Source organism: Microcoleus sp. CAWBG58 (genome assembly GCF_020883045.1).
Taxonomy (GTDB): domain Bacteria; phylum Cyanobacteriota; class Cyanobacteriia; order Cyanobacteriales; family Microcoleaceae; genus Microcoleus.
The window spans coordinates 1-26,297 of record NZ_JAHRFA010000013.1 but is presented as its reverse complement, the minus strand read 5'-3'; the positions used below and the strand labels follow the sequence as shown (position 1 = coordinate 26,297).

28 protein-coding genes are annotated in these 26,297 nt (G+C 45.5%); 12 read left to right on the top strand and 16 right to left on the bottom strand.

What is annotated here, in order from left to right:
- The 3 genes from QZ918_RS08040 to metK all read right to left on the bottom strand — a co-directional run bounded on the left by QZ918_RS08040 (nucleotide 1) and on the right by metK (nucleotide 5,256).
- Nucleotides 1-1,152 carry an ATP-binding protein gene (locus QZ918_RS08040; protein ID WP_293333244.1) on the bottom strand — a complete coding sequence of 384 codons (1,152 nt, stop codon included), beginning with the start codon at nucleotides 1,150-1,152 and terminating at the stop codon, nucleotides 1-3.
- Between the two features lie 6 nt (nucleotides 1,153-1,158).
- Nucleotides 1,159-3,765, bottom strand: coding sequence for a heat shock protein Hsp90 family protein (locus QZ918_RS08035; protein WP_293333241.1), 2,607 nt, complete (start codon nucleotides 3,763-3,765; stop codon nucleotides 1,159-1,161).
- 228 nt (nucleotides 3,766-3,993) lie between these two features.
- The gene (gene metK, locus QZ918_RS08030; RefSeq protein ID WP_293333238.1) at nucleotides 3,994-5,256 is read right to left on the bottom strand and encodes a methionine adenosyltransferase; all 1,263 of its coding nucleotides are present in this window, start codon (nucleotides 5,254-5,256) and stop codon (nucleotides 3,994-3,996) included.
- Between the two features lie 334 nt (nucleotides 5,257-5,590).
- Here metK and QZ918_RS08025 point away from each other — a divergent pair, with 334 nt between their 5' ends.
- The gene (locus QZ918_RS08025) at nucleotides 5,591-7,279 is read left to right on the top strand and encodes an AAA-like domain-containing protein (protein WP_293333236.1); all 1,689 of its coding nucleotides are present in this window, start codon (nucleotides 5,591-5,593) and stop codon (nucleotides 7,277-7,279) included.
- Between the two features lie 256 nt (nucleotides 7,280-7,535).
- Here the strand turns inward: QZ918_RS08025 and QZ918_RS08020 are convergent, their stop codons facing one another.
- A complete protein-coding gene (locus QZ918_RS08020) occupies nucleotides 7,536-7,883 on the bottom strand; it encodes a rhodanese-like domain-containing protein (RefSeq protein ID WP_293333234.1) in 348 nt (115 codons plus the stop codon).
- Nucleotides 7,884-8,200: 317 nt separating this feature from the next.
- Nucleotides 8,201-8,809: a hypothetical protein gene (locus QZ918_RS08015; protein ID WP_293333232.1), complete on the bottom strand. Its 609-nt coding sequence runs from the start codon at nucleotides 8,807-8,809 to the stop codon at nucleotides 8,201-8,203.
- Between QZ918_RS08015 and QZ918_RS08010 the strand changes: the two genes are divergently transcribed.
- Entirely contained in the window at nucleotides 8,808-8,933 is a 126-nt protein-coding gene (locus QZ918_RS08010; RefSeq protein ID WP_293186122.1) for a hypothetical protein, read from the top strand. The genes QZ918_RS08015 and QZ918_RS08010 overlap by 2 nt on opposite strands.
- A 72-nt stretch (nucleotides 8,934-9,005) precedes the next feature.
- Complete coding sequence (rpsD, locus tag QZ918_RS08005; RefSeq protein ID WP_293143096.1) at nucleotides 9,006-9,614, top strand: 30S ribosomal protein S4; 609 nt, start codon at nucleotides 9,006-9,008, stop codon at nucleotides 9,612-9,614.
- 338 nt (nucleotides 9,615-9,952) lie between these two features.
- Here rpsD and QZ918_RS08000 read toward each other — a convergent pair whose 3' ends face one another.
- Together QZ918_RS08000 and QZ918_RS07995 are read right to left on the bottom strand one after the other, a co-directional pair.
- On the bottom strand, nucleotides 9,953-11,389 hold the full coding sequence (locus QZ918_RS08000; RefSeq protein WP_293333229.1) for an MFS transporter: 1,437 nt from the start codon (nucleotides 11,387-11,389) through the stop codon (nucleotides 9,953-9,955).
- An 878-nt stretch (nucleotides 11,390-12,267) separates the two neighbouring features.
- A complete protein-coding gene (locus tag QZ918_RS07995) occupies nucleotides 12,268-12,588 on the bottom strand; it encodes a hypothetical protein (protein WP_293333226.1) in 321 nt (106 codons plus the stop codon).
- Between the two features lie 263 nt (nucleotides 12,589-12,851).
- Here QZ918_RS07995 and cbiD point away from each other — a divergent pair, with 263 nt between their 5' ends.
- Both cbiD and guaA read left to right on the top strand, forming a co-directional pair.
- A complete protein-coding gene (gene cbiD / locus QZ918_RS07990) occupies nucleotides 12,852-13,991 on the top strand; it encodes a cobalt-precorrin-5B (C(1))-methyltransferase CbiD (RefSeq protein WP_293333223.1) in 1,140 nt (379 codons plus the stop codon).
- A gap of 162 nt (nucleotides 13,992-14,153) precedes the next feature.
- Nucleotides 14,154-15,767 carry a glutamine-hydrolyzing GMP synthase gene (gene guaA / locus QZ918_RS07985; protein ID WP_293333220.1) on the top strand — a complete coding sequence of 538 codons (1,614 nt, stop codon included), beginning with the start codon at nucleotides 14,154-14,156 and terminating at the stop codon, nucleotides 15,765-15,767.
- 96 nt (nucleotides 15,768-15,863) lie between these two features.
- Here the strand turns inward: guaA and QZ918_RS07980 are convergent, their stop codons facing one another.
- The 8 genes from QZ918_RS07980 to QZ918_RS07945 all read right to left on the bottom strand — a co-directional run bounded on the left by QZ918_RS07980 (nucleotide 15,864) and on the right by QZ918_RS07945 (nucleotide 21,241).
- On the bottom strand, nucleotides 15,864-16,214 hold the full coding sequence (locus QZ918_RS07980; RefSeq protein WP_293333217.1) for a DMT family transporter: 351 nt from the start codon (nucleotides 16,212-16,214) through the stop codon (nucleotides 15,864-15,866).
- 56 nt (nucleotides 16,215-16,270) lie between these two features.
- A complete protein-coding gene (locus QZ918_RS07975; RefSeq protein ID WP_293333214.1) occupies nucleotides 16,271-16,972 on the bottom strand; it encodes a hypothetical protein in 702 nt (233 codons plus the stop codon).
- A 507-nt stretch (nucleotides 16,973-17,479) separates the two neighbouring features.
- Complete coding sequence (gene vapC, locus QZ918_RS07970) at nucleotides 17,480-17,887, bottom strand: type II toxin-antitoxin system VapC family toxin (RefSeq protein WP_293333211.1); 408 nt, start codon at nucleotides 17,885-17,887, stop codon at nucleotides 17,480-17,482.
- Nucleotides 17,874-18,086: a type II toxin-antitoxin system VapB family antitoxin gene (locus QZ918_RS07965; RefSeq protein WP_293333208.1), complete on the bottom strand. Its 213-nt coding sequence runs from the start codon at nucleotides 18,084-18,086 to the stop codon at nucleotides 17,874-17,876. Before QZ918_RS07965 ends, vapC begins: the two co-directional genes overlap by 14 nt.
- Before the next feature lie 155 nt (nucleotides 18,087-18,241).
- Entirely contained in the window at nucleotides 18,242-18,508 is a 267-nt protein-coding gene (locus tag QZ918_RS07960; RefSeq protein ID WP_293333205.1) for a Txe/YoeB family addiction module toxin, read from the bottom strand.
- A complete protein-coding gene (locus QZ918_RS07955; RefSeq protein WP_293333202.1) occupies nucleotides 18,505-18,729 on the bottom strand; it encodes a type II toxin-antitoxin system Phd/YefM family antitoxin in 225 nt (74 codons plus the stop codon). Before QZ918_RS07955 ends, QZ918_RS07960 begins: the two co-directional genes overlap by 4 nt.
- Before the next feature lie 191 nt (nucleotides 18,730-18,920).
- Nucleotides 18,921-20,837 carry a tRNA uridine-5-carboxymethylaminomethyl(34) synthesis enzyme MnmG gene (gene mnmG / locus QZ918_RS07950; RefSeq protein WP_293333199.1) on the bottom strand — a complete coding sequence of 639 codons (1,917 nt, stop codon included), beginning with the start codon at nucleotides 20,835-20,837 and terminating at the stop codon, nucleotides 18,921-18,923.
- 212 nt (nucleotides 20,838-21,049) lie between these two features.
- Nucleotides 21,050-21,241, bottom strand: a complete 192-nt coding sequence (locus QZ918_RS07945; protein WP_293333196.1) for a hypothetical protein — start codon at nucleotides 21,239-21,241, stop codon at nucleotides 21,050-21,052.
- Between the two features lie 179 nt (nucleotides 21,242-21,420).
- Here QZ918_RS07945 and QZ918_RS07940 point away from each other — a divergent pair, with 179 nt between their 5' ends.
- On the top strand, nucleotides 21,421-21,756 hold the full coding sequence (locus QZ918_RS07940) for an NADH-quinone oxidoreductase subunit K (protein ID WP_293333439.1): 336 nt from the start codon (nucleotides 21,421-21,423) through the stop codon (nucleotides 21,754-21,756).
- 8 nt (nucleotides 21,757-21,764) lie between these two features.
- On the top strand, nucleotides 21,765-23,207 hold the full coding sequence (locus QZ918_RS07935) for a cation:proton antiporter (protein ID WP_293333193.1): 1,443 nt from the start codon (nucleotides 21,765-21,767) through the stop codon (nucleotides 23,205-23,207).
- Nucleotides 23,208-23,226: 19 nt separating this feature from the next.
- Here the strand turns inward: QZ918_RS07935 and QZ918_RS07930 are convergent, their stop codons facing one another.
- Complete coding sequence (locus tag QZ918_RS07930) at nucleotides 23,227-23,373, bottom strand: hypothetical protein (RefSeq protein WP_293333190.1); 147 nt, start codon at nucleotides 23,371-23,373, stop codon at nucleotides 23,227-23,229.
- A 170-nt stretch (nucleotides 23,374-23,543) separates the two neighbouring features.
- Here QZ918_RS07930 and QZ918_RS07925 point away from each other — a divergent pair, with 170 nt between their 5' ends.
- Genes QZ918_RS07925 through QZ918_RS07905 form a run of 5 tightly spaced genes read left to right on the top strand, consistent with a single transcriptional unit; the run spans nucleotide 23,544 to nucleotide 25,732 of the window.
- Nucleotides 23,544-23,927, top strand: coding sequence for a Na+/H+ antiporter subunit E (locus QZ918_RS07925; RefSeq protein ID WP_293333187.1), 384 nt, complete (start codon nucleotides 23,544-23,546; stop codon nucleotides 23,925-23,927).
- Nucleotides 23,924-24,175, top strand: a complete 252-nt coding sequence (locus QZ918_RS07920) for a hypothetical protein (protein ID WP_293333184.1) — start codon at nucleotides 23,924-23,926, stop codon at nucleotides 24,173-24,175. The genes QZ918_RS07925 and QZ918_RS07920 overlap by 4 nt, the downstream gene beginning before the upstream one ends.
- Complete coding sequence (locus tag QZ918_RS07915; RefSeq protein WP_293333181.1) at nucleotides 24,172-24,474, top strand: monovalent cation/H(+) antiporter subunit G; 303 nt, start codon at nucleotides 24,172-24,174, stop codon at nucleotides 24,472-24,474. The genes QZ918_RS07920 and QZ918_RS07915 overlap by 4 nt, the downstream gene beginning before the upstream one ends.
- The gene (locus QZ918_RS07910) at nucleotides 24,471-25,073 is read left to right on the top strand and encodes a DUF4040 domain-containing protein (RefSeq protein ID WP_293333178.1); all 603 of its coding nucleotides are present in this window, start codon (nucleotides 24,471-24,473) and stop codon (nucleotides 25,071-25,073) included. Before QZ918_RS07915 ends, QZ918_RS07910 begins: the two co-directional genes overlap by 4 nt.
- Entirely contained in the window at nucleotides 25,070-25,732 is a 663-nt protein-coding gene (locus tag QZ918_RS07905) for a Na(+)/H(+) antiporter subunit B (RefSeq protein ID WP_293143039.1), read from the top strand. Before QZ918_RS07910 ends, QZ918_RS07905 begins: the two co-directional genes overlap by 4 nt.
- The last annotated feature ends 565 nt before the right edge of the window (nucleotides 25,733-26,297 follow it).

Genomic DNA, 26,297 nt, shown 5'->3' with positions numbered 1-26,297 from the left:
TTAATCCTCAAAAAGATTAATAATAACTTGACAGCGTGATAATCGATCGGAAATCTCTTTTTGTCTCACGCTGCATTGCAGCTTTTCATCAATCCAGCTACCGACTTTTAAAGCAGCACGATAACCGCGACGGGCGCGTGCTAAGGCATAGCGAGTAGCAGTGGGATTAGCTATGCGATTCGGTGGCGGAAATTCTAACCCGAATTCATCCTCAACAGCAGGCATCCCGGCAGCTTGACGGGCGCAGGCAAGATGGTAATCGCCCCACAGCAAGCGGATATCATAACGGTCATGTCCTGTTTCTGCATGGCGTTGAACTAAAAGACGAATTAACTCCTCCTGCGCCCTGCGGTTATCACCCATACACAGGAATGCTCGCACCATTAAGATTAAAGTTTCTATGTTGCTTTTATCTACCAGCATCGCCCGTCGCGCCCAATCTACTGCCTCAGTAAACCGCCCTTCTAGCCGTGCTAAATCGGATTGCCTACCGCATGACAACCTCTCTCTAGTTTTGGGTATTGTGTCATGTTTATCCATTTCCCACTCCCACAGATACATCTGGGCTTGTTCTGCATTCCGGAGGAGGAGGCTGATTTCAACTAAGCTATTTAAATGAGCATCAGCAATATAAACCGGATACTTATCTTGCCAAATTGCCCAACTTTCCTGCGCGGCTGCTAGGGCTTCGGGATACATTCCTCGGAGTTTGTACAAGGTTGCTTGCAACAAAAGTAGCCGATGTCGCCAGTCCAGATTGCTCGAATCTCGCAGAAAATTTTCTGTTTGCTGGTAAGCTTTTTCAATTGCCCCCAAGTTAACAGGTAAATCCTTTGCAATCTCGATATATGTTGCCAGAGTGTTGTAAATATCATCAGCATCGCCCTCTGTTGTCCCCTCTTTGAGTGTAGGTGTCAGCACAGCTAAGGCTTGGCGTAGCTTACCTGCCTGTAATAGAGAACTGCCACGCCAGAAGCGATATAACACTATTTTGCGAGTATCGTTAATCGACTCCGCAATCTCTAAAGCCTTACCAAAAATCTCCGCCGCCCGCAAAAGTTGTCTGTCTTTGTAAGCTTCCCACCCAGCATCCCAAAGAGACTCCATCTGCTCTTGGCCCACTTGAGAGAGGGGATTTTCTGCATCAAACATACTCGCTTATCCCCTCAGTTCCCCTTGAATGCCTACAATAATGTAATCCGGCAAACCCGTTTTGCGGACAGCTTCGGCGCGTTCTGCCGCTAGCAAATCTTCAACCGTTTTATATTCCTTCATCAAGCTAGCAATTTCATTCGACTCCAACCGAGTGCGACGCAATCCCTCCAATAATGTCCGCGAGAGAAACCGCTTTTTGCGCTGTGCTAACAAGGCATTAATCCCATCGTGAACAATCCGCCCATCCCGCTCAAAAGCTTTCCGAATCGCTGTTTCTAGGGTTTCTACGGGGTCTTTAATCGAGCCATAAGGCACAAACAGCTTTTCCTTCAAATCCGCCGGCACATCCTGACGGGCATCCTGACTGCGAAGCGAAAAAATCGGACGGCTATCATCGGGTAACATCACCGCACCCAATTCAAACATCACATTAGGATTCAAATCGCTAATTTCGGCAATAAAACCGTGAGCGCGGAGCAGATGTTCCCGCACATTTTCCAGCAATCCCGATTTATAAGTATAGTCCTGGGCCGACTTGATTTCAAAGCAATAAGGCGGACGCTCAAATACCCGCCGTACTGCTTCTTCCAGGGGTTTATATTCATCGCTCAACGGCGCAATAGTACAAATCAAAATATGATCTGGTTGTTTGGCCGTTGTCTCTACTTGTTTCTTCTGAAGTTCAATTTTCTGACGGCGTTCTGCTTCCAACTCTTTCTCTAGCTCTAATGCTTCAGCTTGATACTCGATTAACCTGTTAAACAAGCGAATAAACTGACCGTGCATTGCTTCAGCATTGTACTGATTGAGCAAATTATGAGAATAAAGAATGGCACTGTTATAAACCCCAAGCATTACTTCTTGGACTAAATCGCTGCGACGCTCGATATCTGCTAATTTTTGAATCAGGGGATTGTTAGCATTCAGAGAAAGATAAATCGGACGGCGCTGATTTTGCTTGAGTGCTTCTTCCGCTACATCTTCCATCCCTTCCATAAACCAAGGCTGACTCACCAGATTGCGAAGCTTTTCTTCCGCCTCAGTTTCAGGAGAAACGATAATTACTGATGGCAATTCTTTAGGTTCAAAACGGCGCATCTGTACCAACACATTAGTTAGTCCCGATAGCCGCAAACTCCGTTCTAAATCCAACTCCAACTGCCGAAACTTTTCTGCTTCTGTTGTTTCTAATCGTTGGAATAATTCTGCATCATCTGTGGCATCCAACCGTTCGAGATGTACGGTTCGATGGTGGAGCTTGCCATACTTAATTAACAGTTCTTCTTCAAATCTCCCCCCACCATTAATCACTACCCAGCCGCGAGCATCCGCCAATTTATAAAATTGTGCTGCCGCTCCCACATAAGCAAAATAGTAAATTGGTGCTTTATCTTCTCTAGCGCGATTTTTCGTCAAATAGTCTTGCAACGACATTAAGCCGTTATTAGCTTTAGCATTCGTCTGAAACAATAACAATTCCGCCACTTGCTCGAAAAAGTCATCATAAAAAAGTGCCATCCCTTTGAGATGGTAATGATGCCAAATATTAATCTGTTTAAATTTATTCGGCTCTTTTTGCGCTAAATACGATAACCGTTCGACAATTAATTCCCCTAATCGTTTTTGCAGAAATTCAAAAGCGGGATTATTGCGCTGAATATTATCTCTAGCGGCAGTTGGTTGCAAATCCGGGCTATCAATAATCCCCCGCACAAACTTTGCCCAAGGCGGTAATATAGTATTGTCACCCGATCGCACAAACATCCGCCGTACAAATATATCAACAATCCCGGTAGAATTGAAATCAGCTACTCGGTTGTCAGAAATATAAAGTACGCCTCTAGCTTGAAACGGTTCATTGATTTCGATCGGAATTAAATCTAACGCAGTATCGGGATAGCGCCGATTGATAAACATTTTATAAGTGGCTTCTTTCTCAGCTTGAGAAGGCCAATTTTCTCGATACCAAGGTGGAAAGACGGAATTAACTGCCCCTTGTCCGTTCAAATTAATCGGAAACTGCACGAAATCGCAGTATTTAACAATCGCCTCCCGCAACCGCTTTTCATCCAGCATAAAAGTATATTCTGGATTGATGGAGACAATAATCTCAGAACCAATTTCCTGGCGATTATCGGCATAAAGAATGCAATCTGTAGAACCCGTGTTGTGCCATGCAAAAGCCTGTTTTTCGTTCAGCTTCCGCGTCCGCACCACAACTTTTTCTGCCACCACAAACGCCGACAGCATCCCAATCCCAAACTGCCCGATCAGATTATAAGCGGCGGCCCTGCCTTCCTCTTTGAGTTTTTGCCGCGCCGTCCCCGTCCCCGTAGAACCAATCACCGACAGGAAATCTTTAATATCCTGCTTGTCCATCCCAATCCCATTATCTCGGAAAATAATCTGGCGGTTGCTGCTGTTTAACTCAATATCAATCCGTCCAGCAAAATCTGGCTCTACTTCTTGCCGCCTGACGATACTGTCATGGGCATTTTGGATCAGTTCGCGGACAAATACATCTGGTTCTGGGTAAAGACTTTTAGCAAGTAACTGAATGAGACCTTCAAAATTGGTCTCCATCTTGAATTGTTCTAGGGGTTCAACCACAATGCTTCACCTAGCTAATGTTGTCGCATCAAACACGATCTTTGAGTAATTTTAGCAGTAATTTTAAAATTTTAAATGTATGCCAAAGCAACTAGGGTATACAACATATCCCAGGTTTATGAAGTGTAGTAGGGACACGGCATTGCCGTGTCCCTACGGGGATATATCGATCCGGGGTGGGCTTCTAGCCCGCCCCTGAAATTTTAGTAGCTTGCCCCTGAAATTGTACTATCGGGCTACTCCAGACAACTGCTGGCTCAAAGCTGCTTTCAAAAGCTCGGCCTTATCAGTTTGCTCCCAAGGCAACTCTAGATCCGTGCGTCCGAAGTGACCGTAAGCCGCTACATCTTGATAGAAACGACCGCCTCTTTCCGCAGGCAAATTCTGCAAGTTAAAGGTCTCAATGATGCCCGCAGGACGCAGTTCAAAATGCTGCTTCACAACTTCCAAAAGGCGATCGTCCTCAACTTTACCAGTGCCAAAAGTTTCGATCATCATGCTAACCGGCCGCGCAACGCCGATCGCATAACTCAACTGCACTTCGCACTTTTCGGCCAAACCGGCCGCCACAATATTTTTAGCAACATAGCGACAAGCATAGGCCGCGCTGCGATCGACCTTCGTGGGGTCTTTCCCTGAAAAAGCACCGCCACCGTGACGGGAATAGCCGCCGTAGGTATCCACAATAATTTTGCGGCCAGTCAAACCCGAATCTCCTTGAGGCCCGCCGACGACAAATTTGCCAGTGGGGTTGACAAGGAAGCGAGTTTCTGCATCTGGCTTGACGCTAATATCGGCAAACACGGGTTGGACAACAGCAGTCCAAAGATCTGCTTTAATCTTGGCTTGAACTGCGGCTGTTTCGGTGATATCGTCGATCGCCTCAGTGTGCTGAGTAGAAATTAAGATCGTATCAATGCCAACAGGTTTCCCGTCTTCGTAAATTACGGTAACTTGGCTTTTACCGTCCGGACGCAGGTAAGGCAATTGACCAGTTTTGCGGACTGCGGCCAGTTGACGGCAAATCCGGTGCGCTAAACTAATCGGTAAAGGCATCAATTCCGGCGTTTCGTTGCAAGCAAAACCGAACATCAAGCCTTGGTCGCCAGCGCCGATGGCATCCAACTCCTCTTCACTGGACTGTTCGCGACTTTCGTGGGCTGTATTCACCCCTTGAGCAATATCGGGAGATTGAGAGTCCAAAGCCACCAGCACCGAGCAGCTATTGGCAGAAAATCCGTTGTCAGCGTGGATGTAGCCAATATCGGCTATTTTTTTCCGCGCCAATTCTATGTAATTTACCTGAGCTTTGGTGGTAATTTCGCCCGTCAGCAGCATCAAACCCGTGTTGACGACAACTTCGGCTGCGACGCGACTTTTAGGGTCTTCGGTCAGCAAGGCATCTAAGATAGTGTCTGAAATTTGATCGCAGATTTTATCGGGATGGCCTTCAGTGACCGATTCAGAGGTAAACAGGTAGCGGCGTGACAATGATTATTTCTCCTATTCGTGCGAATCTGCTTGACATTGGCGACAGACGACTGACTTTTCAGGTAGAGGCGCAGAATCATCGCGTCTCGGTCGCCAGAAAATTTGTGTCGGTCTGGTGCGAGTTTAGGCAGGGTTTGAGATTAGCTAAAGTGACACTACTATAGCAAAGTGAGTTCCGAGAAGTCCTGAAAAACTTACATTTTGTCCGATTGTCAATAAGTCTTTGACACCGATCCTCTATCCCCCCCAATCTGACAAAGGTTAAGATACAGTCAGGGTATCGCCTCGCGGATGCACTATGGCAGGAATCCCAAAATCACCAAATTTAATCCAAATGGTTGCAGACCTAGAATTTCCTGGGGGCCCTATACCGCTTGACTCTCGATTTTATATCGATCGATCGCCCGTCGAAGCCCGAGCTTGTGCAGAAATTAGCAAGCCAGGGAGTCTGATTCGGATTAAAGCTCCCAGAAAAATGGGCAAAAGTTCGCTGATGCTGCGGATAATTCAAGCTGCGGTCGATCGCGGATACCGCACAGTCACTGTAGACTTTCAGCAAGCCGACGAAGCAGTTTTTGCTACCTTAGATAAATTTTTGCGCTGGCTGTCTGTCAATGTCGCTCGCCAACTCAAACTAGAACCAAATCTCGATGAATTTTGGGATGAAGATATGGGCAGCAAAGTAAGCTGCTCTCTTTACTTTGAGAACTATTTGCTCGAACAAATTGACAGTCCCCTGGTCTTGGTACTCAACGAAGTCAACCGAGTATTTGAACGCGCCAATATCGCTCAAGAATTCCTGCCGCTGCTCCGTTTTTGGTACGAACAAGCGAGACAGAGCGAAACCTGGGAAAAACTGCGAATCGCGGTCATTCACTCGACAGAAATTTATATTGCTTTGAGTCTCAATCAATCTCCATTCAATGTAGGGCTACCGATTAAACTCTCAGAATTTAGTGCCGAACAAGTCCAAGAGTTGGCGCGCCGCCACGGACTGAACTGGAACGACAGCTATCCGGTCGAGCAATTAATGCAAATGGTAGGCGGTCATCCTTATTTAGTGCATTTAGCACTTTATCACCTGGCAATTTTACAGCAAAACCGCCTGTCGGTTGGCGAGAATGAGTCTGGGGAGGAGCTGGGGCGAGCCGAGTTAGAAGAACTATTAAAAGCAGCTCCTACTCAAAGCGGAATTTATAGCGACTACTTGCGGAATCAGTCGATCGCCATTCAGCAGCAGCCAGAACTCGCCTGGGCATTCCAACAGGTTCTTGATGTTAAAAATAGCATTCACCTCGAACCTTTGATGGCCTATCAGTTAGATAGCATGGGACTTGTCAAATTAGCGGGCAATAACTGTAGTTTGTCTTGCGAATTATATCGGCTGTATTTTCAAGAACAAAATTTATGCGAGGACGGTTTCTCGGCTGTAGGTTTTGAGGAGTTGCAGCAAGAAAATGAAAGACTGCTAGCTTTAGTTAATGTGGACGAACTTACCCAAATTGGCAACAGACGACATTTTGACAGTTGCTTGCGAGCGGAATGGAAACATAATGCTCGCGATGAGTCTCCGATATCTTTAATTTTGTGCGACATCGATTATTTCAAAATTTATAACGATACCTACGGACATCAAGCTGGAGATAGTTGTTTGCGATCGGTAGCTCAGGCAATTCGCCGATCGCTCCAGCGTCCTGCTGATGTAGCTGCTCGCTACGGCGGTGAGGAATTTGCGATCGTTTTACCTCAAACTGATGCGGCGGGCGCTCTGCTGGTTGCGGAACGCATTAAAGCGAAAGTTAAAGCTTTGAATATTGTTTTTAACCCGAGTAGTGTTGAATGTTTGCCTAATTCTGTGGTGACAATTAGTTTGGGAATTGCCAGCGTTGTTCCCGGCCCGGAAAATGATGCAGCAACGCTGGTACTGGCGGCTGATGAGGCTCTTTATGACTCAAAAAGGCACGGGCGCGATCGGAGCACTATGAGTACGCTGTTAAATTTTCGATTTGCTGCTGTTAATTAGCATTCAGATCCTGTCAGCCCAAACCCGATAATAAACAAAGGTTCGTAGTAAGGACTTTAGTCCGCATCCGGTTCGTAGTAAGGACTTTAGTCCGCATCCGGTTCGTAGTGAGGACTTTAGTCCGCATCCGGTTCGTAGTGAGGACTTTAGTCCGCATCCGGTTCGTAGTGAGGACTTTAGTCCGCATCCGGTTCGTAGTGAGGACTTTAGTCCGAACGATAAAACCTATATTGCGGTAGTTGGAGCGGACATCAGATTAATAGCGGGGGATGGTGCGATCGACCAATATTGAGTAAGCATCGATGCCACCAACGATATTTTTAACGTTGTTAAATCCTCGATCGCTCAACCAGTGACACATTTGAGCCGATCGCACTCCGTGGTGGCACAGCACCAGGGTTTCTGTCTCGCGATTTAGTTGATCGTCAATATCACCACACCATTGGGCAAACTCGCTCAGCGGAAAAGCCACAAATCCCGGCAGCGCGGCGAGTTCAATTTCGTCAGGTTCCCGCACATCTACAAGCTGCAATTTATCAGCATTGGTTTCTGCTAATTTGCGAGCTAATTCTTCGACTGTAATTTGACCAAAAACTTCTGACATTTGATTATAAAAAAGAAGGAAGAGGGAAGAAGGAAGAACGAAAAAGGTACGTAGTTGCGCTTCAGCGCTCCGGCTCTTTTGCGTTTGTGGTGGATACGGTATTAGGTACGTAGTTGCGCTTCAGCGCTCCGGCTCTTTTGGGCTTGTGGTGGGTACGGTATTAGGCACAACTGTTTGCGATTCTGCGATCGCTTCCGTCAATCAAGTAAGGATATGCACTTTGCTTTATCACTACTCAGGAAAACCAGCGCTTGTCTATATAAACAAAGAGCGCTAAAGCGCAACAACGTACCTAATTCCCAATTACCCATAACTAATTAATTGAGTCGCGAAGGCGGTGGAATTAACTCCGTAGGAGGTGTCGGTGCAGGACGCCCGTCCAACTGACTCACTGCGCCCCTGGGATCGAGACAAGTGGCAACTAACCTGTCCGTGGGAAAGTCGAGTCTGCCGCTCAACCCGACTACGCATTCAGCAAATAGCTCTGGCAATAAACTGCGGCGGCACCCATCAAGAACTAACAGGGCAGCAGCAGGTTGAGTTTTAGTTTTGCTATTAATATTCACCACGCAAGTAGTTAATTCGTTGGGGCGCCTCACCCGCCGACAACTAGAGAGCGCTTCGAGACCAGAAATATTGGTTTTGCGGCTGATTTGGAGGGCGCATCTAGATATGTCGCGGGGGTGGAGCGCGTCGGCACAAGCTGCTGCTGCTTCCTCTGCACCGATTCCCGCTTCGATTAGTTCCTTAGCGCAGACGCGATAGGGATTTTGAGTTCGGGGGAATCTCAGGGTGATGGCTGATGCTGGCGAGATTGGCAGTGCTGCTGCCAACAAACTCAGCGCTACTAAGGGAGTGCCGCAAGCCAACATCCAGCGCGGTGCTGGCTTTGGGGAAGCAGTGCGGAAAAAATTGGGGTTTTGCATGGCAGCTCGGTTTGTGAGTTTTTTGGGCTGGTTGGGTCGATCGCTCGATCGGCTTTTACTTCAAAATTTACCGCACATTACGGATGGCTGCGGTCGATCGATTTTTTTTATCGATTTTTGTTAGAATTTTCACCCTTATCAACATATAATATAGAGTCTGCATAAAATTGCATACAGAGATTAGAGAGGAAAATAAATGTCTCGATATCGAGGCCCCCGATTAAGAATCGTCCGTCGCCTGAAAGAGTTGCCGGGTCTAACCCGCAAAACTCCCAGACGGGATTATCCGCCTGGGCAGCACGGTCAAAACCGCAAAAAGCTCTCTGAGTACGCGGTTCGCTTGCAAGAAAAGCAAAAACTACGTTTCAATTACGGTGTGACGGAACGCCAATTGCTCCGTTATGTCCGTAAAGCCCGTCGAGTGACGGGTTCCACAGGTCAAGTGTTACTGCAATTTTTGGAAATGCGCTTGGACAATACTGTGTTTCGGATGGGAATGGCTCCAACCATTCCGTCCGCTAGACAATTGGTAAATCACGGTCACATTACTGTGAACGATCGTGAAGTCAATATCGCCAGCTATCAGTGCAAGCCTGGTGAAGTGATTGCAGTCAAAAATAGAGAACGCTCTCGCACAATGGTTGAAGCTAACCTCAAAGATCCAGGCTTGGCTCACTTGCCCAGTCACTTGGAATTTGACAAGCAAAAACTGGTTGGCAAAGTTAACGGCATTGTCGAACGTGAGTGGATTGCTCTTCAGATTAATGAACTGCTAGTTGTTGAATACTACTCGCGTCAAGCTTAATTTATTAGTCATCAGTCGTTGGTCATTAGTCATCAGTTAGTTGGTAGCAAAAAATTAATAATTGGGTTCGTCTCTAATTATTAGTTAATTGCTACTGAATAATCAGGGCTAAGGACTGAGGACTAATTTTTTACGAATAAACGGCTATGCTGAAGGCTGAAGACAGCTTTGTAACGGTCAATAATTAACTTTTAACAGTTAGTTGTTGGCCGTTATATTATTTATTTCTGGTCAATGACCCGGAATCCAAACGGTTTGATCGTTCGGACTTTAGTCCTCTAATGATGCGGACTAAAGTCCTCACTACAAACCAGATGATAGTTCTCTTCTGACATAAATTAATCGTTGAATTTGAATTGTAGAAAAGTCAGGACGATCGCCCTCAGCGACAAGCTGTGCGGTTCTCGAACCAAAATTAAAGGCAGCAAGCCCACCAGCCGCACAGCAGCCGAAAGGGCAAACAGTGCGCCCAAACTCATGCCCGGAAGTTCGGCAAGAAAGCCGCCGGCGGTAGTTCCCAAAGCCCCAGTTACTCCCGAAACTGCTGCGGCGATCGCAAAATAAGTCGATGGTTGTTCGATCGGCGCTATCTCCATTTGAATATTGTTCGTACACAGCCCGATCGCCCCTAGAGTAGTTCCCCCGAGCAAGTGCAGCAGCGGCAACCACACCCACACCGCAAGCGGATAATTGCCCGTGCCCAACCACAGCAAAGGCGTCACCGCTACCACCAGCCCCACGGCAATTAGCAAGGGGCGATTTCCCCAGCGATCGGCCAACTTGCCCCAAAACATCAACAGCAGCAGGTTTGCCCCGGAACTCAAGCTGTTGTAAACCGTTACCAAACTGACATCCAAGCTTAAATCTTTCAGCAGGTAGATATTAAAAAAAGGCGCGCTGAGATTAACTGCAAACGTCCACACGCTAAAGTAAATCAGAAACATTAAAAAATTAGAATCTTTCAGCACCGAAGGTACAAAATCTGTTAAAGGTTTTTCTTTTTTGCCGGGAACTCGATCGCTCTCTGCATCTTTTCGGTATGCCTGCGGGTTCACATCCACCATGAAGAATTGATACCCCAAACTAATCATTCCCGCCACAACACCCAAAAATAAAACCACACCGTAGCCCAAAATTGGATCTGCGCCCCAAGTTGACATCAACAGTCCCATCAGTGGCACTCCCAGCAAAGTAACTAAGCTAGTAGCACTGTTGCGAAATCCAAAATAGCGTCCCCGCAAACGGTGAGGAACCACCGCAGCCATCCAACTAAACCAATTAGAAGTAGCAAAAGCTGCCAGCACGCTAGCGGCGATGACAGTGACCAGAGTCCACTGGAGCAATTGTTGGGGATCTGCGTGCTGTCGGCCCCAAACAATTGCGATGACGAGCACTAGCCACAGCAGCCGCGACACGCCGAATATTGCTAGGTTGTACCAGTGGCGGCTGGTTGTGCGATCGGCGATGTATGCTCCTAATGGTTGCAGGAGATTTACCAGCATCGGAATAGCAGATAATATACCTATTTCCACGCTGCTCGCGCCGACTTGCAGCAAGAAGTTGCTCAGCAGCAGGCCGGTAGTCGCCGACTCGAAGACAGCGGCAAAAACTCCCTCTATAGTTGAGGCTTTGAGAGTGGCTCGAATGTCTTGTTTAGAAATTTTGAGAGCTGTTTTTGGAGGTAGAACGAGCTGAGATATTGTCTTTTCTAGTATTTCAGGAGTCTGAAGACAGAGAGGTTCATTTAACTCTGCAACTGGTTCAACCATAGTCATAGGATTTTAGATTTTAGATTTTAGATTTTAGATTTTAGATTTTAGAATTGCAAAATCCTTGGTTTGTAAAGGTTTTGGGCTTGATTGGGATTAAATTATTTTTATACCAAAAAGAATTGGTTGAAAGCCCCAAGCGCGATCGGGAGAAATTAAAAGAAGACGATTCATTACTCTAATCCTCGGACTTCCAGGTAGAGGTCGCCCTCCGAAGTCAACTGTCAACTGTCAACTGTCAACTGTCAATTGAAGCCTTGGCGTCAATCAAATTTAATCTTTCTGCTCTTATAGCGGATCTAGCTCTCATATTCGCGGACGTTGTTGGGAAGAGGGCCCTATACGTTTAAGCGGTTATGTAAGCTGTCAGTCATACCTCACCTTTTTGAGAAAAGCTATAATTGCTGAGTCCACCTAGCAAGATAAAGCCAGTCTAGCTTTCAAGATGTTAGCTTGAAAGCTAGACTGGCACTTCCGGGTAATTGTTATAAATATAAATGACAATCGCTCGCTCGGACATCAACCGCTTGGAAGATTTGACATACTCACGCCTGCTGAAGCAAGGGTGATTCTTATTCATGGTTCACAGAAGTCGGCTTGCGATATCAGGCTTCCCTTTTATAGTAGAGGCAGTCTTCTCCCCATGCTTTCCCGATTGCTCGGCAGATTCCTAATGCCCGCGAGGTACTGTTAGATGGAATTAATTATTGTTTTTGTTTTTTTGGGTACTTATTTATTTCCCCTAGCTATGTTTTTCTTGGCTTTCGCTACCCAATATTTTGCAGATCTAAGCTCTACTTTCTGGTTCAAGGAGTCTTAACAAGCCACCACCATGGGATTTCCAACCGCTATAATTATAGTAAAAGTCGTGCTAGCACGGGGCTTTAGACCCAATTTTTTGGTAATTTTGCAAATTGTAAAAAAGTAGGTTTTACCGCTTCACAAGGAAGCGATCGCAACATTTCGTCTGTCAAAAATTGCTCGAATTTCCCCTCGAACAAGTCGCCCCAAGGGCCAAAACAAATTTCGCGGGAGCTCCTCCACTCGGCTCTCAAACCTATATAGGTGGCTAAATCTATAGAATCAAAGACGATCGACTTGCCGAGTATAGCTGCTAACTCCAGCCCTCGGGCCAGCATGGCTATTCCGTCTGGGGCGACAACATCCACTTGCTGCATATCCACAACAACTCTCAGAGCGGCCATTTCCAAAGCTTGCTCCAAATTAATTGGGAAATCTAGGACATACCGCTACGTGCGCGTAAGGCTTCGGTGTGGGTTGTTGACGATCGCACCTGAAAAAAAATGTTGCTTGCTTCAAGACAACAGGTTGGACAAAATTCTTGCTTGACAAAAATGAGGCTAACTGCTAATAATAGCAAACCCTAGAATGAAGCTCAAGTGTTTGATGGGTATCACTACCACACTGTGATGTCGATCGCCCACTAATTTAAGGATTTCTGCATTTTGTGACAAAAACTCAACCTTTATCCGGGTATACACTGCCAGTATTTGCCTGTGCGGCCGCACTTGCAGCTTTGCGATGTTTGCGCGCAGGTACTCAGTCTGTAGGTAGCGTATCAGTAGATTTACTGGAACCGCCGATCGCGGCAGAAATTGCGATCGAACAGGCGTCCGTACTCAAAACTGGTACAGCTTTAGGCGTGACTCGCTCCGATCCCGGAGACAACCTCGATCTGACTCGCAATACGCCCGTTTGGGCAATGGTGGAATTGCTCCCAGAGGGAGAGGGGGAGAATCGGGGAGAGGGAGAGCAGATTGTGATTGTCGGGGGCGAGGGAATTGGACATCACAAAGTAGGTGGTGGAGCGGCAATCTATGATTACGCAATGCGGCTGCTGCGATCGAATCTGAGCCGAGAGATCGCACCGGGAGAGAGAATTACTGTCACCCTGATTCTGCCCTCAGGGCGCCAACTCGCCACCCGCACTTCTAACGAAGCTTTCGGCGTCGTCGAAGGACTTTCGCTGCTGGGTACAACTGGGATTTCTCAACCTCTGAGCGCCCCCGGACAGTTGGAAATTTACCGCGAACAACTGCAACAAAAAGCCGAACTGTTTGACACTTTAGTCTTCTGCATCGGCGAAAATGGCTTGGATTTGGCGCGACAACTGGGCATCGATCCGCAGCGGCTGGTGAAAACAGCTAACTGGCTGGGCCCGCTGCTGGTAGAGGCTGGATGTCAGGGCGTGCGATCGATCTTGCTGTTTGGCTATCACGGCAAATTGATGAAATTGGCGGCGGGGATTTTTCACACTCACCACCACCTCGCTGACGGGCGCCGGGAAATTTTGACAGCTTTCTGTGCTAAAGCTGGAATGCCCGCTGCTGCCTGTTCCGCGATTTTTGCTGCGGCGACAGCCGAAGAAGCTCTCGGCCAACTGCGGGCTCTAGATGTGGCAACTGGCACCCATTGGGTCGATCGAATTTACGGCGACATCGCCCGAGAAATCGACTTGCGATCGTCCGATTGCATTTTCACTCACACAAACCAGCGTATCCCCGTGGGTTCAGTGATGTTTGGGCGCGATCGCAAAATAATTGTTAAGAGTGACACAGGAGATACATTTTTGACCCAAATTTGCTAATGTGGTGTAAATATCCCTCAATTCTGTTTAAAAGATAGCACAGGGATCGTATTTAACAAGTAATAATTCTGAGTCCCTAGATCTTAATTACAGGTTCATTTCTGACCCATAATACCTCCGCTACCTTCTGCCCAATTAGCAATTATTAACTACGCAATCACCGTGACTACTCAAATAGAAACTGAATCCGACCTCACCAATTCTTCTCTGGGGCAAATAGACCGCCAGATGATCGTGATTCTCGACTTCGGTTCGCAATATTCCGAACTGATTGCTCGACGCATTCGCGAAACTCAAGTATATTCAGAAGTTATTTCTTACCGCACTACGGCAGAACAGTTAAAAGCTATCAATCCTAAAGGAATTATTCTTTCAGGAGGCCCGAGTTCTGTATACGATGAAAGAGCTCCCCAATGCGACCCGGAAATTTGGAATCTGGGAATACCAGTGTTGGGCGTCTGCTACGGGATGCAGTTGATGGTAAAGCAGCTCGGCGGGACTGTTGAACGGGCTAAGTTGGCCGAATACGGCAAGGCATCGCTATTTATTGACGATCCGACGGATTTGCTCACAAATGTCGAAGAAGGCGCGACGATGTGGATGAGCCACGGAGACTCCTGTAACGAATTGCCATCTGGTTTTGAGATTCTTGCTCACACGGACAATACTCCGTCTGCTGTTGTTGCTCACCACGAGAAAAGTTTATACGGAGTACAGTTTCACCCAGAAGTGGTTCACTCGATCGGCGGACAAGCTTTGATTCGCAATTTTGTTTACCATATTTGCGAGTGCGAACCGACTTGGACGACAGCTACTTTTGTTGAGGAAACTATTCGCGAAATTCGAGCTATAGTGGGAGACCAACGAGTTTTGTTGGCTCTATCTGGTGGGGTTGATTCTTCAACTTTGGCTTTTTTGCTGCACCAGGCGATCGGCGACAAACTTACCTGTATGTTTATCGACCAAGGGTTTATGCGGAAGTACGAACCGGAACGGTTGGTGAAATTGTTTCAAGATGAATTCCACATTCCGGTGCAGTACGTTCTAGCTCGCGATCGCTTTTTGGCTCAACTTGAAGGCGTTACCGATCCTGAAGTAAAACGCAAGCGGATCGGTCACGAATTTATCAGTGTATTTGAAGAAGAATCGAAGCGCCTCGGCCCCTTCGATTACCTCGCTCAAGGTACTCTTTACCCGGATGTAATTGAGTCGGCTGACACGAATGTAGATCCGAAAAGCGGCGAACGAGTTGCTGTTAAGATTAAAAGCCACCACAATGTCGGCGGATTACCTAAAGATTTGTGTTTTAAGCTGATCGAACCGCTGCGAAAGTTGTTTAAGGATGAGGTGCGAAAAGTCGGTAGATCGATCGGGCTTCCCGAAGAAATCGTCAACAGACAACCTTTCCCGGGCCCGGGATTGGCGATTCGGATTACGGGAGAAGTTACCGCAGAGAGGCTGAATATTTTGCGGGATGCAGACTTCATCGTGCGCCAAGAAATCAACCGCCACGGATTGTACAACGAACTTTGGCAAGCTTTTGCAGTTTTGCTCCCGATTCGCAGTGTAGGCGTTATGGGCGATCAGCGCACCTATGCTTACCCAATTGTTCTGAGATTTATCAAAAGCGAAGATGGGATGACGGCTGACTGGGCGCGGGTTCCATACGATTTGTTGGAATTGATCTCGAACCGGATTGTGAATGAGGTTAAGGGCGTTAACCGGGTGGTTTACGATATTACTTCTAAGCCGCCTGGTACGATCGAGTGGGAGTGATTGCTAGAAGATTATTTTAACACAGATAAACGCAGATAAAATCCCATCTGCGTTCATCTGTGTTCATCGGCTGATATGTGCGGTTAAAAAATCCAATTAATGAGATACACCTGTAAAATTCAAAACAATCACACCCATAATGATTAGGAAAATAGCCACAACTTTAAAAATTGTGATCGGATCTTTAAAAAATAAAATGCCTCCAATCGCGACAAGAGCAATTCCCAATCCGGAGAAAATTGCATAGGCTGCGCTTACGTCCAACTTTTTAATGGCTAAGTTTAAAAATAGAAAACTGATTCCATAAAAAATTAGCATTAAAATCGATGGAACCAGTTTTGTGAAACCATCTGAGAATTTCATATAAATGGTACCGGCTGCTTCTAAAATGACGGCAAGCATTAAATAGATCCAGCTTACCGAATTACTTGTTTTTGGAATTGACATTTTTGTTCCTCAATAACTTTCTGTATTTTGCTTGTTTCCTGGATTAGTTAACGGTTTTAAATTTTAACTTCAGGATACAGAGAATTTTGTTTTGCTCTGAGAATTTTCTGTTTGACTTGATCTGCCAAGTTATCTATAAGTGAATAGGCTGCATCAAATCCCAAAAAGGCCAGAAAATATAAATTAGGCTTATACCCAAAAAGGCAAAATAATAAAATAGTTATTTTGGTAATAACCCGATTGTGAAAAATTGCTTTTAATACAAAATGTAAGGAACTTTTATTGCGGTCGCTAAAATCATTCAACCATTCATCTGCAAAAGATGCAAGTGCTATGGCAATAAAAACAAACAACCAAGTAAATAGTGACGAGAAGTCGATTGCAACTGGAGAAAATAATAGTCTCAATAAAGCAGAAATAAGGATCGACACTGTTAAAAGCCTAAAAATTAAGTTGTCTATCTTACCCGCTGCTAATAATCCTACAGCTACAGCTATGAAAATAATCCCAGATATGTAGTCTATAAAAACTAAAGAAACAAGTAAAAACATAGATATAGCAGCTAGGAATAGTGCAATTTTTTTATTAAAAATCGATTCATCATAGGCTTCATCAATGTATTTACTGGAACCTCCTAAAAAAATATAACCACAGAGAATGTAAAGTTTTAAGCCAATAATATTAGTATTTGTTATGGCAAAAAAAAGTTCAATCAACATAACTAATATTAGGACAGCAGCAGGGGTGAAGATTTTCATCGTACATATCAACCAAAGGAATCTTTGGGTGCAAAGGAGAATTATGCTGAAACAAATTATAAACCGATACAGATCTCTTGGCAATACCTACAAAAAAATATTCGATGATGCGAATTAAGAATGGTATGCTTATTAAAAAGTAATTAACGATGACACTCTGACTCGAAACAGAGCTACGATCAACTGCTGGATTCTGACTCCAACCGAGCAGCAGCGCCAGCAAAAAGAACTCGCTCAGCAACGAGCCGAACTTGCACAGGAACGAGCAGAGCGTTTAGCCGAGAGATTAAGGGCGATGGGGATCGATCCTGATGAACTGTAGTTGAGAACCGAAGCAGGTACATTCCTCGATGTACTATCAATCTCAAAAACCCGGTTTCTGGCAATCCTCATCAATCAAAAATGATGCAATTAGGTTGAGAAACCGGGTTTTGATGCGTAAGTCCTATGTTTAATTGCGATCGCCCCTTCACCCCATCCACACCAACTCAAACTCATAATTAATTTTCAACCATTGTGAGGTCGAAAGCCCAAGCAGTTTAAGGTTCGCACTCTTTGAATTGTTTCAAAATCGCGATCGTTATGAATTAGAACAAGTTGATATGCAATCGCAAGTTCGGCAATGGAGCAGTCGATACTACTTCTAACCGTTAACCCCTGTCGTTGCAGATCGTAGTAAATCCGGGCAGCAGCCACCCAAGTATCGGCAGTTGGCTCAATGTAATCTTGATCTTGAAGATAAGTTTCTAATAGCGTCCACTCGCGATCGTCTCGGCAACCTTGCAAAAGTTCCATCTGAGTAAATCGGCTTAGAAAAATGCGTTCATCGTTGATTAAAGCTTCGAGGGATTGACGGACTACACCTGTGCGATCGCGGAAAACATCGATCCAGACTGACGTATCAATCAGAAACATTTTTGTTGGCCCGCAAAGCTTTATAATCGTAATCAGTCGAAAATTGAATTTGTCCGCTTAAATCCAGTAAGTTCCGTTTTTTGTGGGTGCGTATTAATTCTTTCAAAGCAAAATCAATCAATTCTTTTGCTGTTTTGAATTTGGTTAATTGCAGGGCTTCTTTAACCAATTCTCCGTTAATTTCAACCTTGGTTGTCATAGTTAATGGTTGATTTGATTGTTTGATAATTATGGCATAGCCGTTTCCCAATTGTCAACCTCGTCCAACTGGCAAAAATCCACCGATGACATCGCCCGGTGGGTAAATCGGTTAAACCAAGAATTTTCAACCATTTTAGTCTGCTCGCCCTAGGACTACTCACTGTAATGATACTTACAACTGGCGATCGCAATTTCGACCTCCGTCACTCGGTAAACTAAACGATGTTCATTATCGATTCGCCTAGACCAAAAACCACTTAACTCGTATTTCAGAGGTTCAGGTTTACCCAATCCTTCAAAGGGCGATCGATCTATATCTTTAATCAGTTCGACAATTTTACGATAAATCTTTTTGTCCAATTTCGCCCATTCGTTAAAATCTGCAAAAGCAGAGGATTCAAAAACAATTCTTCTGCTCATTCCAAATCCTGTAAGTTAACTTCAACTAAATTTTGACCATCTTTAACATTCTCAACTGCTTTCAAAAGTCTATTTTTGTTGCTTTCTGACTTTAAAAGATATGCGGTTTCATCAAATTCGGTAACAATAATTTCAATCTCTTTGTCTCCAAAAATCGCTTTGATTTTTTCTAAGAAATTGCGATCGAGTTCGCTAGCTTTTAAACGATAAACTGTTGACATCGTTTTTACCTATTTTTAACTTTTGATAATTATACAGTAGCGCCCAAACTGCGATCTTCTCTAATCTAGTATGGCATAGCGACTTAAAAGTTGCCAAATCGCGCGCAGGACACGGCATTGCCGTGTCCTGATATCCCGTACAAGTAGCCAACAATCAAGGAAAAGTCGAGCCATTTTGTGGTTCTATGTATTCATTTTCCCACAGCAGTCGGCTGCTTGCGGTTTCGCACTTCCAGATAAATTAACAAAGCATTAACATCCGCCGGATTCACCCCGCCAATTCTCGCCGCTTGGCCAATAGTCAAGGGTCTAATTTTAGTCAACTTTTCTCGCGACTCCTTCGATAGAGTTGTAATTGCCATATAATCCAAATCCGCAGGTAATTGGCGGCGTTCGTGTTTGGCAATGTCATCGATTTGATTTTGCTGTCTTTGCAAATAACCGGAGTATTTGAGCTCGATTTCTGCACCATCTTTCTCAGCTAATTTTAGACTGGAGTTGCCTAAATTGTAGCGTTCTAAATCGACGTAGTGAAAGCCTGGACGGCGCAGCAAGTCGGCGAGAGTTATTGAACCTTTAATCACTTGTTGAGTGTCAGCAAAAATTGCTTTACCAACTTCTTCGTGTTCTTTAACGCGAGTTGAATATAAACGGGCTTTTTCCGCTACAATATTAGCTTGTTTGCGCTCGAATAACTCCCAGCGACGATCGCCAATCAAGCCAATTTCCCGTCCAAGCGGAGTCAAGCGTTGGTCGGCATTGTCCGATCGCAACAACAGCCGGTATTCCGATCGCGAAGTCAACATCCGGTAAGGTTCCCGCAAATCCTTCGTACACAAATCGTCAATCAAAGTGCCGAGATAACTTTGCTCGCGAGGAAACACAATCATCTCCTGATTATTCGCGAATCTAGCCGCATTAATCCCGGCGACAATCCCCTGTGCAGCCGCCTCCTCATATCCCGTCGTACCGTTCACCTGTCCCGCGCAAAACAGGCCTTCGATCTTCTTCGTCATCAGCGTCGGAAAGCACTGAGTCGCAGGCAAATAATCATACTCCACAGCATAAGCAGGGCGCATCATTTCGCACTTTTCCAAACCCGGAAGAGTTCGCAGCATTTGCAACTGCAAACTTTCCGGTAAACCAGTCGAAAATCCTTGGATATAAAGTTCAGGAATATCCCTACCTTCGGGTTCAATAAAAATCTGGTGGCTTTCCTTATCTGCAAAGCGCACGATTTTATCTTCAATACTCGGACAGTAGCGCGGCCCCTTCGCATCAACCCAGCCGCCGTAAACTGGAGAAAGGTGCAAGTTGTCTCTAATTAACTGGTGAGTTTCGGGCGTGGTTCGAGTTAAATAGCAGGGCATTTGTTCCCGTTCCACCCAAACTTCTGGATCGAAACTAAACCAGCGAACATCTGTATCTCCAGGCTGCGGTTCCAGGTTTGTATAATCGAGAGTGCGCTTGTCAACTCTTGCCGGAGTTCCTGTTTTTAACCGTCCGGTTTCAAAGCCCAAACGGTTGAGAGTTTCTGTCAAACCGACAGCAGCAAATTCTCCGGCGCGTCCGGCCGGCATCGACTTATTTCCTACCCAAATGGTGCCACCTAAAAAAGTTCCGGTGGTCAAAATTACGGCTTTGCATCCAAAGCCGACGCCGAAGTAGGTTTCAACACCGATGACTTCTTCGTTTTTGCCCAAAACTAAGTCTGTTACCATCGCTTCGCGGATGGTCAAATTCTCTTGATTTTCGACAATATTATTCATGACGGCGGCATATTCCCGCTTGTCTGTCTGGGCACGCAACGCCCAAACTGCGGGGCCTCTCGAAGCGTTGAGGATGCGTTTTTGTAGATAAGTGCGATCGGCCATTTTGCCGATTTCTCCGCCTAGGGCATCGACTTCGTTGGTAAGTTGAGTTTTAGCGGGGCCGCCGACGGCTGGGTTGCAGGGTTGCCACGCGATTTTGTCGAGGTTGAGGGTGAGTAAAAGCGTGCGGCATCCGAGGCGAGATGTGGCGAGGGCGGCTTCGCAGCCGGAGTGTCCGCCACCTACTACGATGATGTCGAAACTGTCTTGGAATTCTGTTGGGGTTTGTGCGGTCATGGTCTGCATTTGAGCGGCAAGGACTCGTACTTTATTTTAGCAGTAATTTGAATAATTAGGTAAGCATAAAAAGACCATAATATTTGGCAAATAATTGGTGGACGGGTAATAATTCCATCGAGAAGAAACAAATCAAAAAAATATTTTTTTTGTGGAACGGGCCGGAGAGCCTGTTCCGAAGCAGAGAAGATTTTCACCTTATAATAAATAAATCAAAAAAATCCTTTTTTTTGTGGAACCAGTATCTTTCCCATTCCGAGGCGGACTGATAGCGCAGCCCTGTCTCCACTCAGCGCATCACTTTGAATACAAATATCATTGATTGTACTGCTATTCTGCTGCATCGGGCGTGCGATCGCCCGATCGCCCTGCACGCGCGCCCCAGTTACACTCTGTACTCCCATTTAAAATCAGTACCAAAAAGTAACATAACTTTACGATAGCTTCCCAACCTCGATCGCATTACTTGCCGAGTCAGTCTAAAATCCCAAATCTCAAATCTCAAATCGATCGACTCGCCCTACTGTATTAGTAGCGCCCAAGTAATGTATCATTGTCACCAAACCTAAAGCAACAAATTTCCGTGTTAGAAGCCTTCGTATTTGGCACAGTATTGTGCGGATTTTTTGGTATCATCCTCAAAAAGAACCTGGTGATGAAGATCGTCTCTATGGACGTGATGAGCACCGGTGTAATTGCCTATTATGTCGTGATTGCATCCCTAAATGGCTTGTTCACGCCAATTATGGGAGATGTCAAAAATAGAGCTTTCGCCGATCCAGTCCCCCAAGGGATCATCTTAACTGCGATCGTCATCGGCTTTTCGATTCAAGCCCTGATGCTGGTAGGTGTGATGAAACTAGCACGGGATAATCCCACATTGGAAACCAGCGAGATCGAGAAAAATAACACGCCGTAAACCTATCCATGAATATTATTACGATCGCTTGGCTGACAATACCATTTTTTATCGGGTTCGTCATTTATCTACTTCCCAAGCTTGACAAATATCTCGCCTTAGCAGTCACATTTGTTTCAGCAGGCTACGCGCTACAACTATTTCTCGAAAAGTCGCCCCTCAAACTCAAATTACTGGATAACTTCGGGGTTGAAGTAGTCGCCGATCAGTTAGGCGCCTACTTTATCTTGACAAATGCCATCGTAACTGCTGCGGTGATTTTCTACTGTTGGCACAGTGGTAAATCAGCCTTCTTTTACTCCCAGATGATTATTCTGCATGGCAGCATAAATGCTACCTTTATCTGTGCAGATTTTATCAGTTTATATGTCGCCCTAGAAGTCAGCGGGATTGCAGCTTTTCTGTTAATTGCCTATCCTCGCACCGATCGCTCTTTATGGGTAGCCTTGCGCTATCTGTTTGTCAGCAACACCGCCATGCTATTTTACCTCGTGGGGGCGGTGCTAGTCTATCAAAAACATAACTCATTTCTGTTTGACGGTTTAAAAGGTGCGCCACCAGAAGCTTTAGCCCTGATTTTTCTGGGATTGTTGCTCAAAGGCGGGATTTTTGTATCGGGATTCTGGCTGCCGCTAACTCATTCAGAATCAGAAACTCCAGTCTCCGCCTTACTCTCAGGAATAGTCATCAAAGCTAGTATCTTACCTTTGTTGCGCTGTGCTTTGGTTTCCGATGACATTGATACTATCGTCAGGATTTTTGGCGTAGCAACAGCTTTAATGGGAGTGTCCTATGCCATCTGTGAAAAAGATACCAAACGGATGCTCGCTTGGAGTACAATTTCCCAGCTAGGCTTTATTCTAGCAGCACCGGCAGTCGGCGGATTTTATGCCCTAGCTCACGGTTTAGTTAAATCAAGCCTTTTCTTACTTGCCGGTTCCTTGCCCAGCCGCAGCCTCAAGGAATTACAATCTAAGCCGATCGATCCTAGCCTTTGGATTGCCCTAGTTATCGCCAGTCTCTCGATTTCTGGCTTTCCCTTGTTGGCAGGATTTGGGTGCAAAGTATTAACGGTGAAAAGTCTCTTACCTTGGCAGGTAATTGCCATGAATATAGCCACCGTAGGTACAGCAATAGCCTTCGCCAAATTCATCTTTATACCTCGCGGAGAGAAACAAGAAGTCAAGCCTGGTTTGTGGCCAGCAGTCATGATCTTATTTGGCGGGCTAATTATCGGAAACATAGCATACTTAGATGCCTACAACATTGAAAGTATCCTCAAAGCAGTGGGGACGATCGCGATCGGGTGGCTGATTTATGTTTTAATTATTAAACGGTTAGCGATCGCCCTGCCGCGTGCAGCCGAGCAATTCGATCATCTGGTAGGTGCGATCGCTCTCACCTTAATCGTACTCTTTTGGATGGCATTGGCGACAGGAACCCACACTTAAAGTATCTAAATTGCGATCGCTAATAGTAAAGGTATGCAAGAAACCTCTGTTCATTCAGTTGACAGTTGACAGTTGACAGTTGACAGTTGACAGTTGACAGTTGACAGTTGACAGTTGACAGTTGACAGCCGCCCCTACCTGGAAGTTCGAGGATTGGAGTAATCAATAGTCTGATTTAAATTTATCGATTACAAGGGAGAGGATTTAAACCACTTCTTTCTAGTAAAAGTAGAAAGAATCTTGTAATTATGTGTGTGGCTGTCTGTTTATCTGCCTGATATCTGCGGTTTTTGTACCAATCCCAGAGTTGTGCGAGAAATCTAACAAGGAAAAAAGATGATTGGAAGTTTCATATTACGATTGACAATTTGGTTTTTGTTGACAGCCGATTTCACGGTGCCAAATATCATCATTGGTATAGCGATCGCATTTCTCCTACCCCGCGGCAATACACCCCCGGAAAGGATCAAGGAATGGCTAAGTATGCTCAAAAAAATCCTGATTGCGATTCCGGTAGCATACATTGAAGCCTTTGAAATTATCATTCGTCCCCATAACGGAGAAGACATGATTTTGGAACGGGCAAAAATGAAACGATCGCCAATCATGATATTTTTGGATGTATTCCTAATCACGTTTACGCCCAAAACAATTGTGGTGAGACACAACCAAGAAGGCTGCTACGAAGTTCACCGGGTTTTCCCGATTAAAAAACCATGAATTTGCTCTTAATTGCGATGATTGCAGCCATGCTCATCCCCATGTACGAGGCATTGAAGGATGAGAATATTTGGCAGAAAATGTTAGCCTTGGGCAGCATTTCCACCAAGGCAGGAATTATGACTTTGTTCATCTCTGTCTTGCGGGACGATTGGATGATTGGGGCTGTAGGGGCAATTATCCTGACTGTGGGAAATGCGGGATTAATGCTGTTAGCACACATAATAAAACGAATGGACGATCTATGATTGATGTGGTGAGTTATGTCTTTTTTGGTGTGGGAATATTCTTCTGGTTTTGGGGAACTTCTCACCTAGTCGGCAAGCGATCGGTATTATTTAAGTTACACAGTCTTTCGGTTGCCGATACCTTGGGCTCGATGCTAATCGTGATCGGGCTACTGATCAAAATACCTGGCAGATGGCCGCTGCTAACTTTGGCAATTCTTTCCTTAGCAATTTGGAATACAATGCTGGGATATGTGTTGGCGCATTGTTCGAGTGAAGAGCAAGAAAATCAGACGGAGTTTCCGACAGAGATATTATGAATGATGATAGCTATATCTATATCTTAACTGCGCTGTTACCATTGGCTGCTTTTATGGTAGTAGTTCAGGCTAATCCCTACCATGCCCTAGTCATTCGCGGCATATTAGGTGCGATCGCAGCATTGATCTATTCAGTGTTTGGGGCGGCGGATGTGGCTTTGACGGAAGCCTTGATGGGTACGATGTTGGCAATAACCCTGTATGCGGTGGCAGTGCGATCGTCCTTGGTGATGCGTTTGGGCGTGTTGGAAGAGGAGACAGTCGAGTCGGATGGCGATCTTTTGAAAGTAGAGTTGACGGTAGAGAGTCCCCGCGATTTCAACTCGTTGATGAAGGATTTTCGCCGGATTTTTAGCAAGTATTATCTCCGCATTGAGGTAGTACCTTTCACCTGTGCGGAGGCTTTACATCGCGCATTGATGGAGAAAGAAATTCATGCAAGTTGTGTACCTGTGCTAGATAGCGATCCAGCAACCAAACATTATCAAACTGTAACTAGAATCCAACGGCTTTATGACATTATGGAAGCCGAAATTTCATCAGTAAATACCAGTCTGACTTACAAAAATGCTACGGATTTAGCGGAGGATTTTCAATGAAATGGGTTTACATTGCGGCGGGAATAGTGCTTTACATTAAAATGCTATTTTTCGCCAATCCAGCGTCAGGTTTATCAGGTTTGGCGATCGTAGAATTGATTGTCAAAGATAGCGGAATTCCGAATGCAGTATCGGCGATTATTTTCCGCAACCGCCTTTATGACACGATTTTTGAAGTGGTGGTATTTACGATCGCCATTATGGGCGCTAATTTTCTGTTAGCCACGGAAAGACCATCCTGCACAATTTATCAGTTTACCGATCAACCTTCAATTGTGTTAGCCCGTTTGGGAGCGACTATTGCGGCTTTGGTGAGTATTGAATTGTCACTGCGGGGACATTTGACTCCCGGAGGCGGTTTTGCGGCGGGTGTCGCGGGGGGAACTGCGATCGGTTTGGTGGCGATTACTTCGTCATCTGAGTGGATGCAGCGGATTTACGATCGATCGCACGCGGCGACTTGGGAGAAGATTTCGGTATTGGTTTTTGTCGTATTGTCTGCGATAACTTTGTGTGGGTACGAGTTGCCGCACGGACAGTTTGGGGCTTTGGTGAGTGGTGGTGTAGTACCTTTGCTGAATATTTTGGTAGCTGTAAAGGTTGCTTTGGGATCGTGGGCGGTAGTCTTGATTTTTATTCGGTATCGCGGTTTGTTGTGATGGATTTTTAGGGGATGTTCGTGAGATTCTTATTCAACCATATAAGTAGCTACAAATTCCCGCGTAACAATTGTTGAAAACACTCAGCTACTGTTGTCTGCACCCGTCACTCCATTTCGTTAACAGCAATCGTTGAAACCAGGTAAAACGATGATAGTCCGACAACCCCGCTACAGCAAAGAAGAATTTGCCAAGGCGGGCGATCGGATTTATGAATCTCAAGTCCGGCCTCAAGTCGATACAGGCGATCGCGGTAAAATGCGGTAAAATAGTGGCGATCGACATTTAGACAGTAGCTTTGGCGCGATCGCACTTTACCCAACAAATCTCTCCACATCCGCCACCTCCCCAGACAGCACCTGAACCACTTCCTCTACCCCTCGCTATCTCCCCAACCTAACCATCGCCACGTCCGATCGCAGATAGCTACCTTCCTATAGGGTTGACGACTGTTGACGATTTACCTAGATTTACCTAGGATTTAGTAGTTAGATTCTAGGTAAATCAATGGATAGACTGATTAGCATTGGCGAGTTAGCAGAGCTTAAAGCCGTAAGCGTTGACA

What these genes read in the sequence shown, in the direction of transcription:
- QZ918_RS08040 (WP_293333244.1), bottom strand. Translation starts at nt 1,152, where the DNA reads ATGTTTGATGCAGAAAATCCCCTCTCTCAAGTGGGCCAAGAGCAGATG.
- QZ918_RS08025 (WP_293333236.1), top strand. Translation starts at nt 5,591, where the DNA reads ATGGTTGCAGACCTAGAATTTCCTGGGGGCCCTATACCGCTTGACTCT.
- QZ918_RS08020 (WP_293333234.1), bottom strand. Translation starts at nt 7,883, where the DNA reads ATGTCAGAAGTTTTTGGTCAAATTACAGTCGAAGAATTAGCTCGCAAA.
- QZ918_RS08010 (WP_293186122.1), top strand. Translation starts at nt 8,808, where the DNA reads ATGGCAGCTCGGTTTGTGAGTTTTTTGGGCTGGTTGGGTCGATCGCTC.
- QZ918_RS08015 (WP_293333232.1), bottom strand. Translation starts at nt 8,809, where the DNA reads ATGCAAAACCCCAATTTTTTCCGCACTGCTTCCCCAAAGCCAGCACCG.
- rpsD (WP_293143096.1), top strand. Translation starts at nt 9,006, where the DNA reads ATGTCTCGATATCGAGGCCCCCGATTAAGAATCGTCCGTCGCCTGAAA.
- QZ918_RS08000 (WP_293333229.1), bottom strand. Translation starts at nt 11,389, where the DNA reads ATGACTATGGTTGAACCAGTTGCAGAGTTAAATGAACCTCTCTGTCTT.
- QZ918_RS07995 (WP_293333226.1), bottom strand. Translation starts at nt 12,588, where the DNA reads ATGGCCGCTCTGAGAGTTGTTGTGGATATGCAGCAAGTGGATGTTGTC.
- QZ918_RS07980 (WP_293333217.1), bottom strand. Translation starts at nt 16,214, where the DNA reads ATGTCAATTCCAAAAACAAGTAATTCGGTAAGCTGGATCTATTTAATG.
- QZ918_RS07975 (WP_293333214.1), bottom strand. Translation starts at nt 16,972, where the DNA reads ATGAAAATCTTCACCCCTGCTGCTGTCCTAATATTAGTTATGTTGATT.
- vapC (WP_293333211.1), bottom strand. Translation starts at nt 17,887, where the DNA reads ATGTTTCTGATTGATACGTCAGTCTGGATCGATGTTTTCCGCGATCGC.
- QZ918_RS07965 (WP_293333208.1), bottom strand. Translation starts at nt 18,086, where the DNA reads ATGACAACCAAGGTTGAAATTAACGGAGAATTGGTTAAAGAAGCCCTG.
- QZ918_RS07960 (WP_293333205.1), bottom strand. Translation starts at nt 18,508, where the DNA reads ATGAGCAGAAGAATTGTTTTTGAATCCTCTGCTTTTGCAGATTTTAAC.
- QZ918_RS07955 (WP_293333202.1), bottom strand. Translation starts at nt 18,729, where the DNA reads ATGTCAACAGTTTATCGTTTAAAAGCTAGCGAACTCGATCGCAATTTC.
- mnmG (WP_293333199.1), bottom strand. Translation starts at nt 20,837, where the DNA reads ATGACCGCACAAACCCCAACAGAATTCCAAGACAGTTTCGACATCATC.
- QZ918_RS07945 (WP_293333196.1), bottom strand. Translation starts at nt 21,241, where the DNA reads ATGGGAGTACAGAGTGTAACTGGGGCGCGCGTGCAGGGCGATCGGGCG.
- QZ918_RS07935 (WP_293333193.1), top strand. Translation starts at nt 21,765, where the DNA reads ATGAATATTATTACGATCGCTTGGCTGACAATACCATTTTTTATCGGG.
- QZ918_RS07925 (WP_293333187.1), top strand. Translation starts at nt 23,544, where the DNA reads ATGATTGGAAGTTTCATATTACGATTGACAATTTGGTTTTTGTTGACA.
- QZ918_RS07920 (WP_293333184.1), top strand. Translation starts at nt 23,924, where the DNA reads ATGAATTTGCTCTTAATTGCGATGATTGCAGCCATGCTCATCCCCATG.
- QZ918_RS07915 (WP_293333181.1), top strand. Translation starts at nt 24,172, where the DNA reads ATGATTGATGTGGTGAGTTATGTCTTTTTTGGTGTGGGAATATTCTTC.
- QZ918_RS07910 (WP_293333178.1), top strand. Translation starts at nt 24,471, where the DNA reads ATGAATGATGATAGCTATATCTATATCTTAACTGCGCTGTTACCATTG.
- QZ918_RS07905 (WP_293143039.1), top strand. Translation starts at nt 25,070, where the DNA reads ATGAAATGGGTTTACATTGCGGCGGGAATAGTGCTTTACATTAAAATG.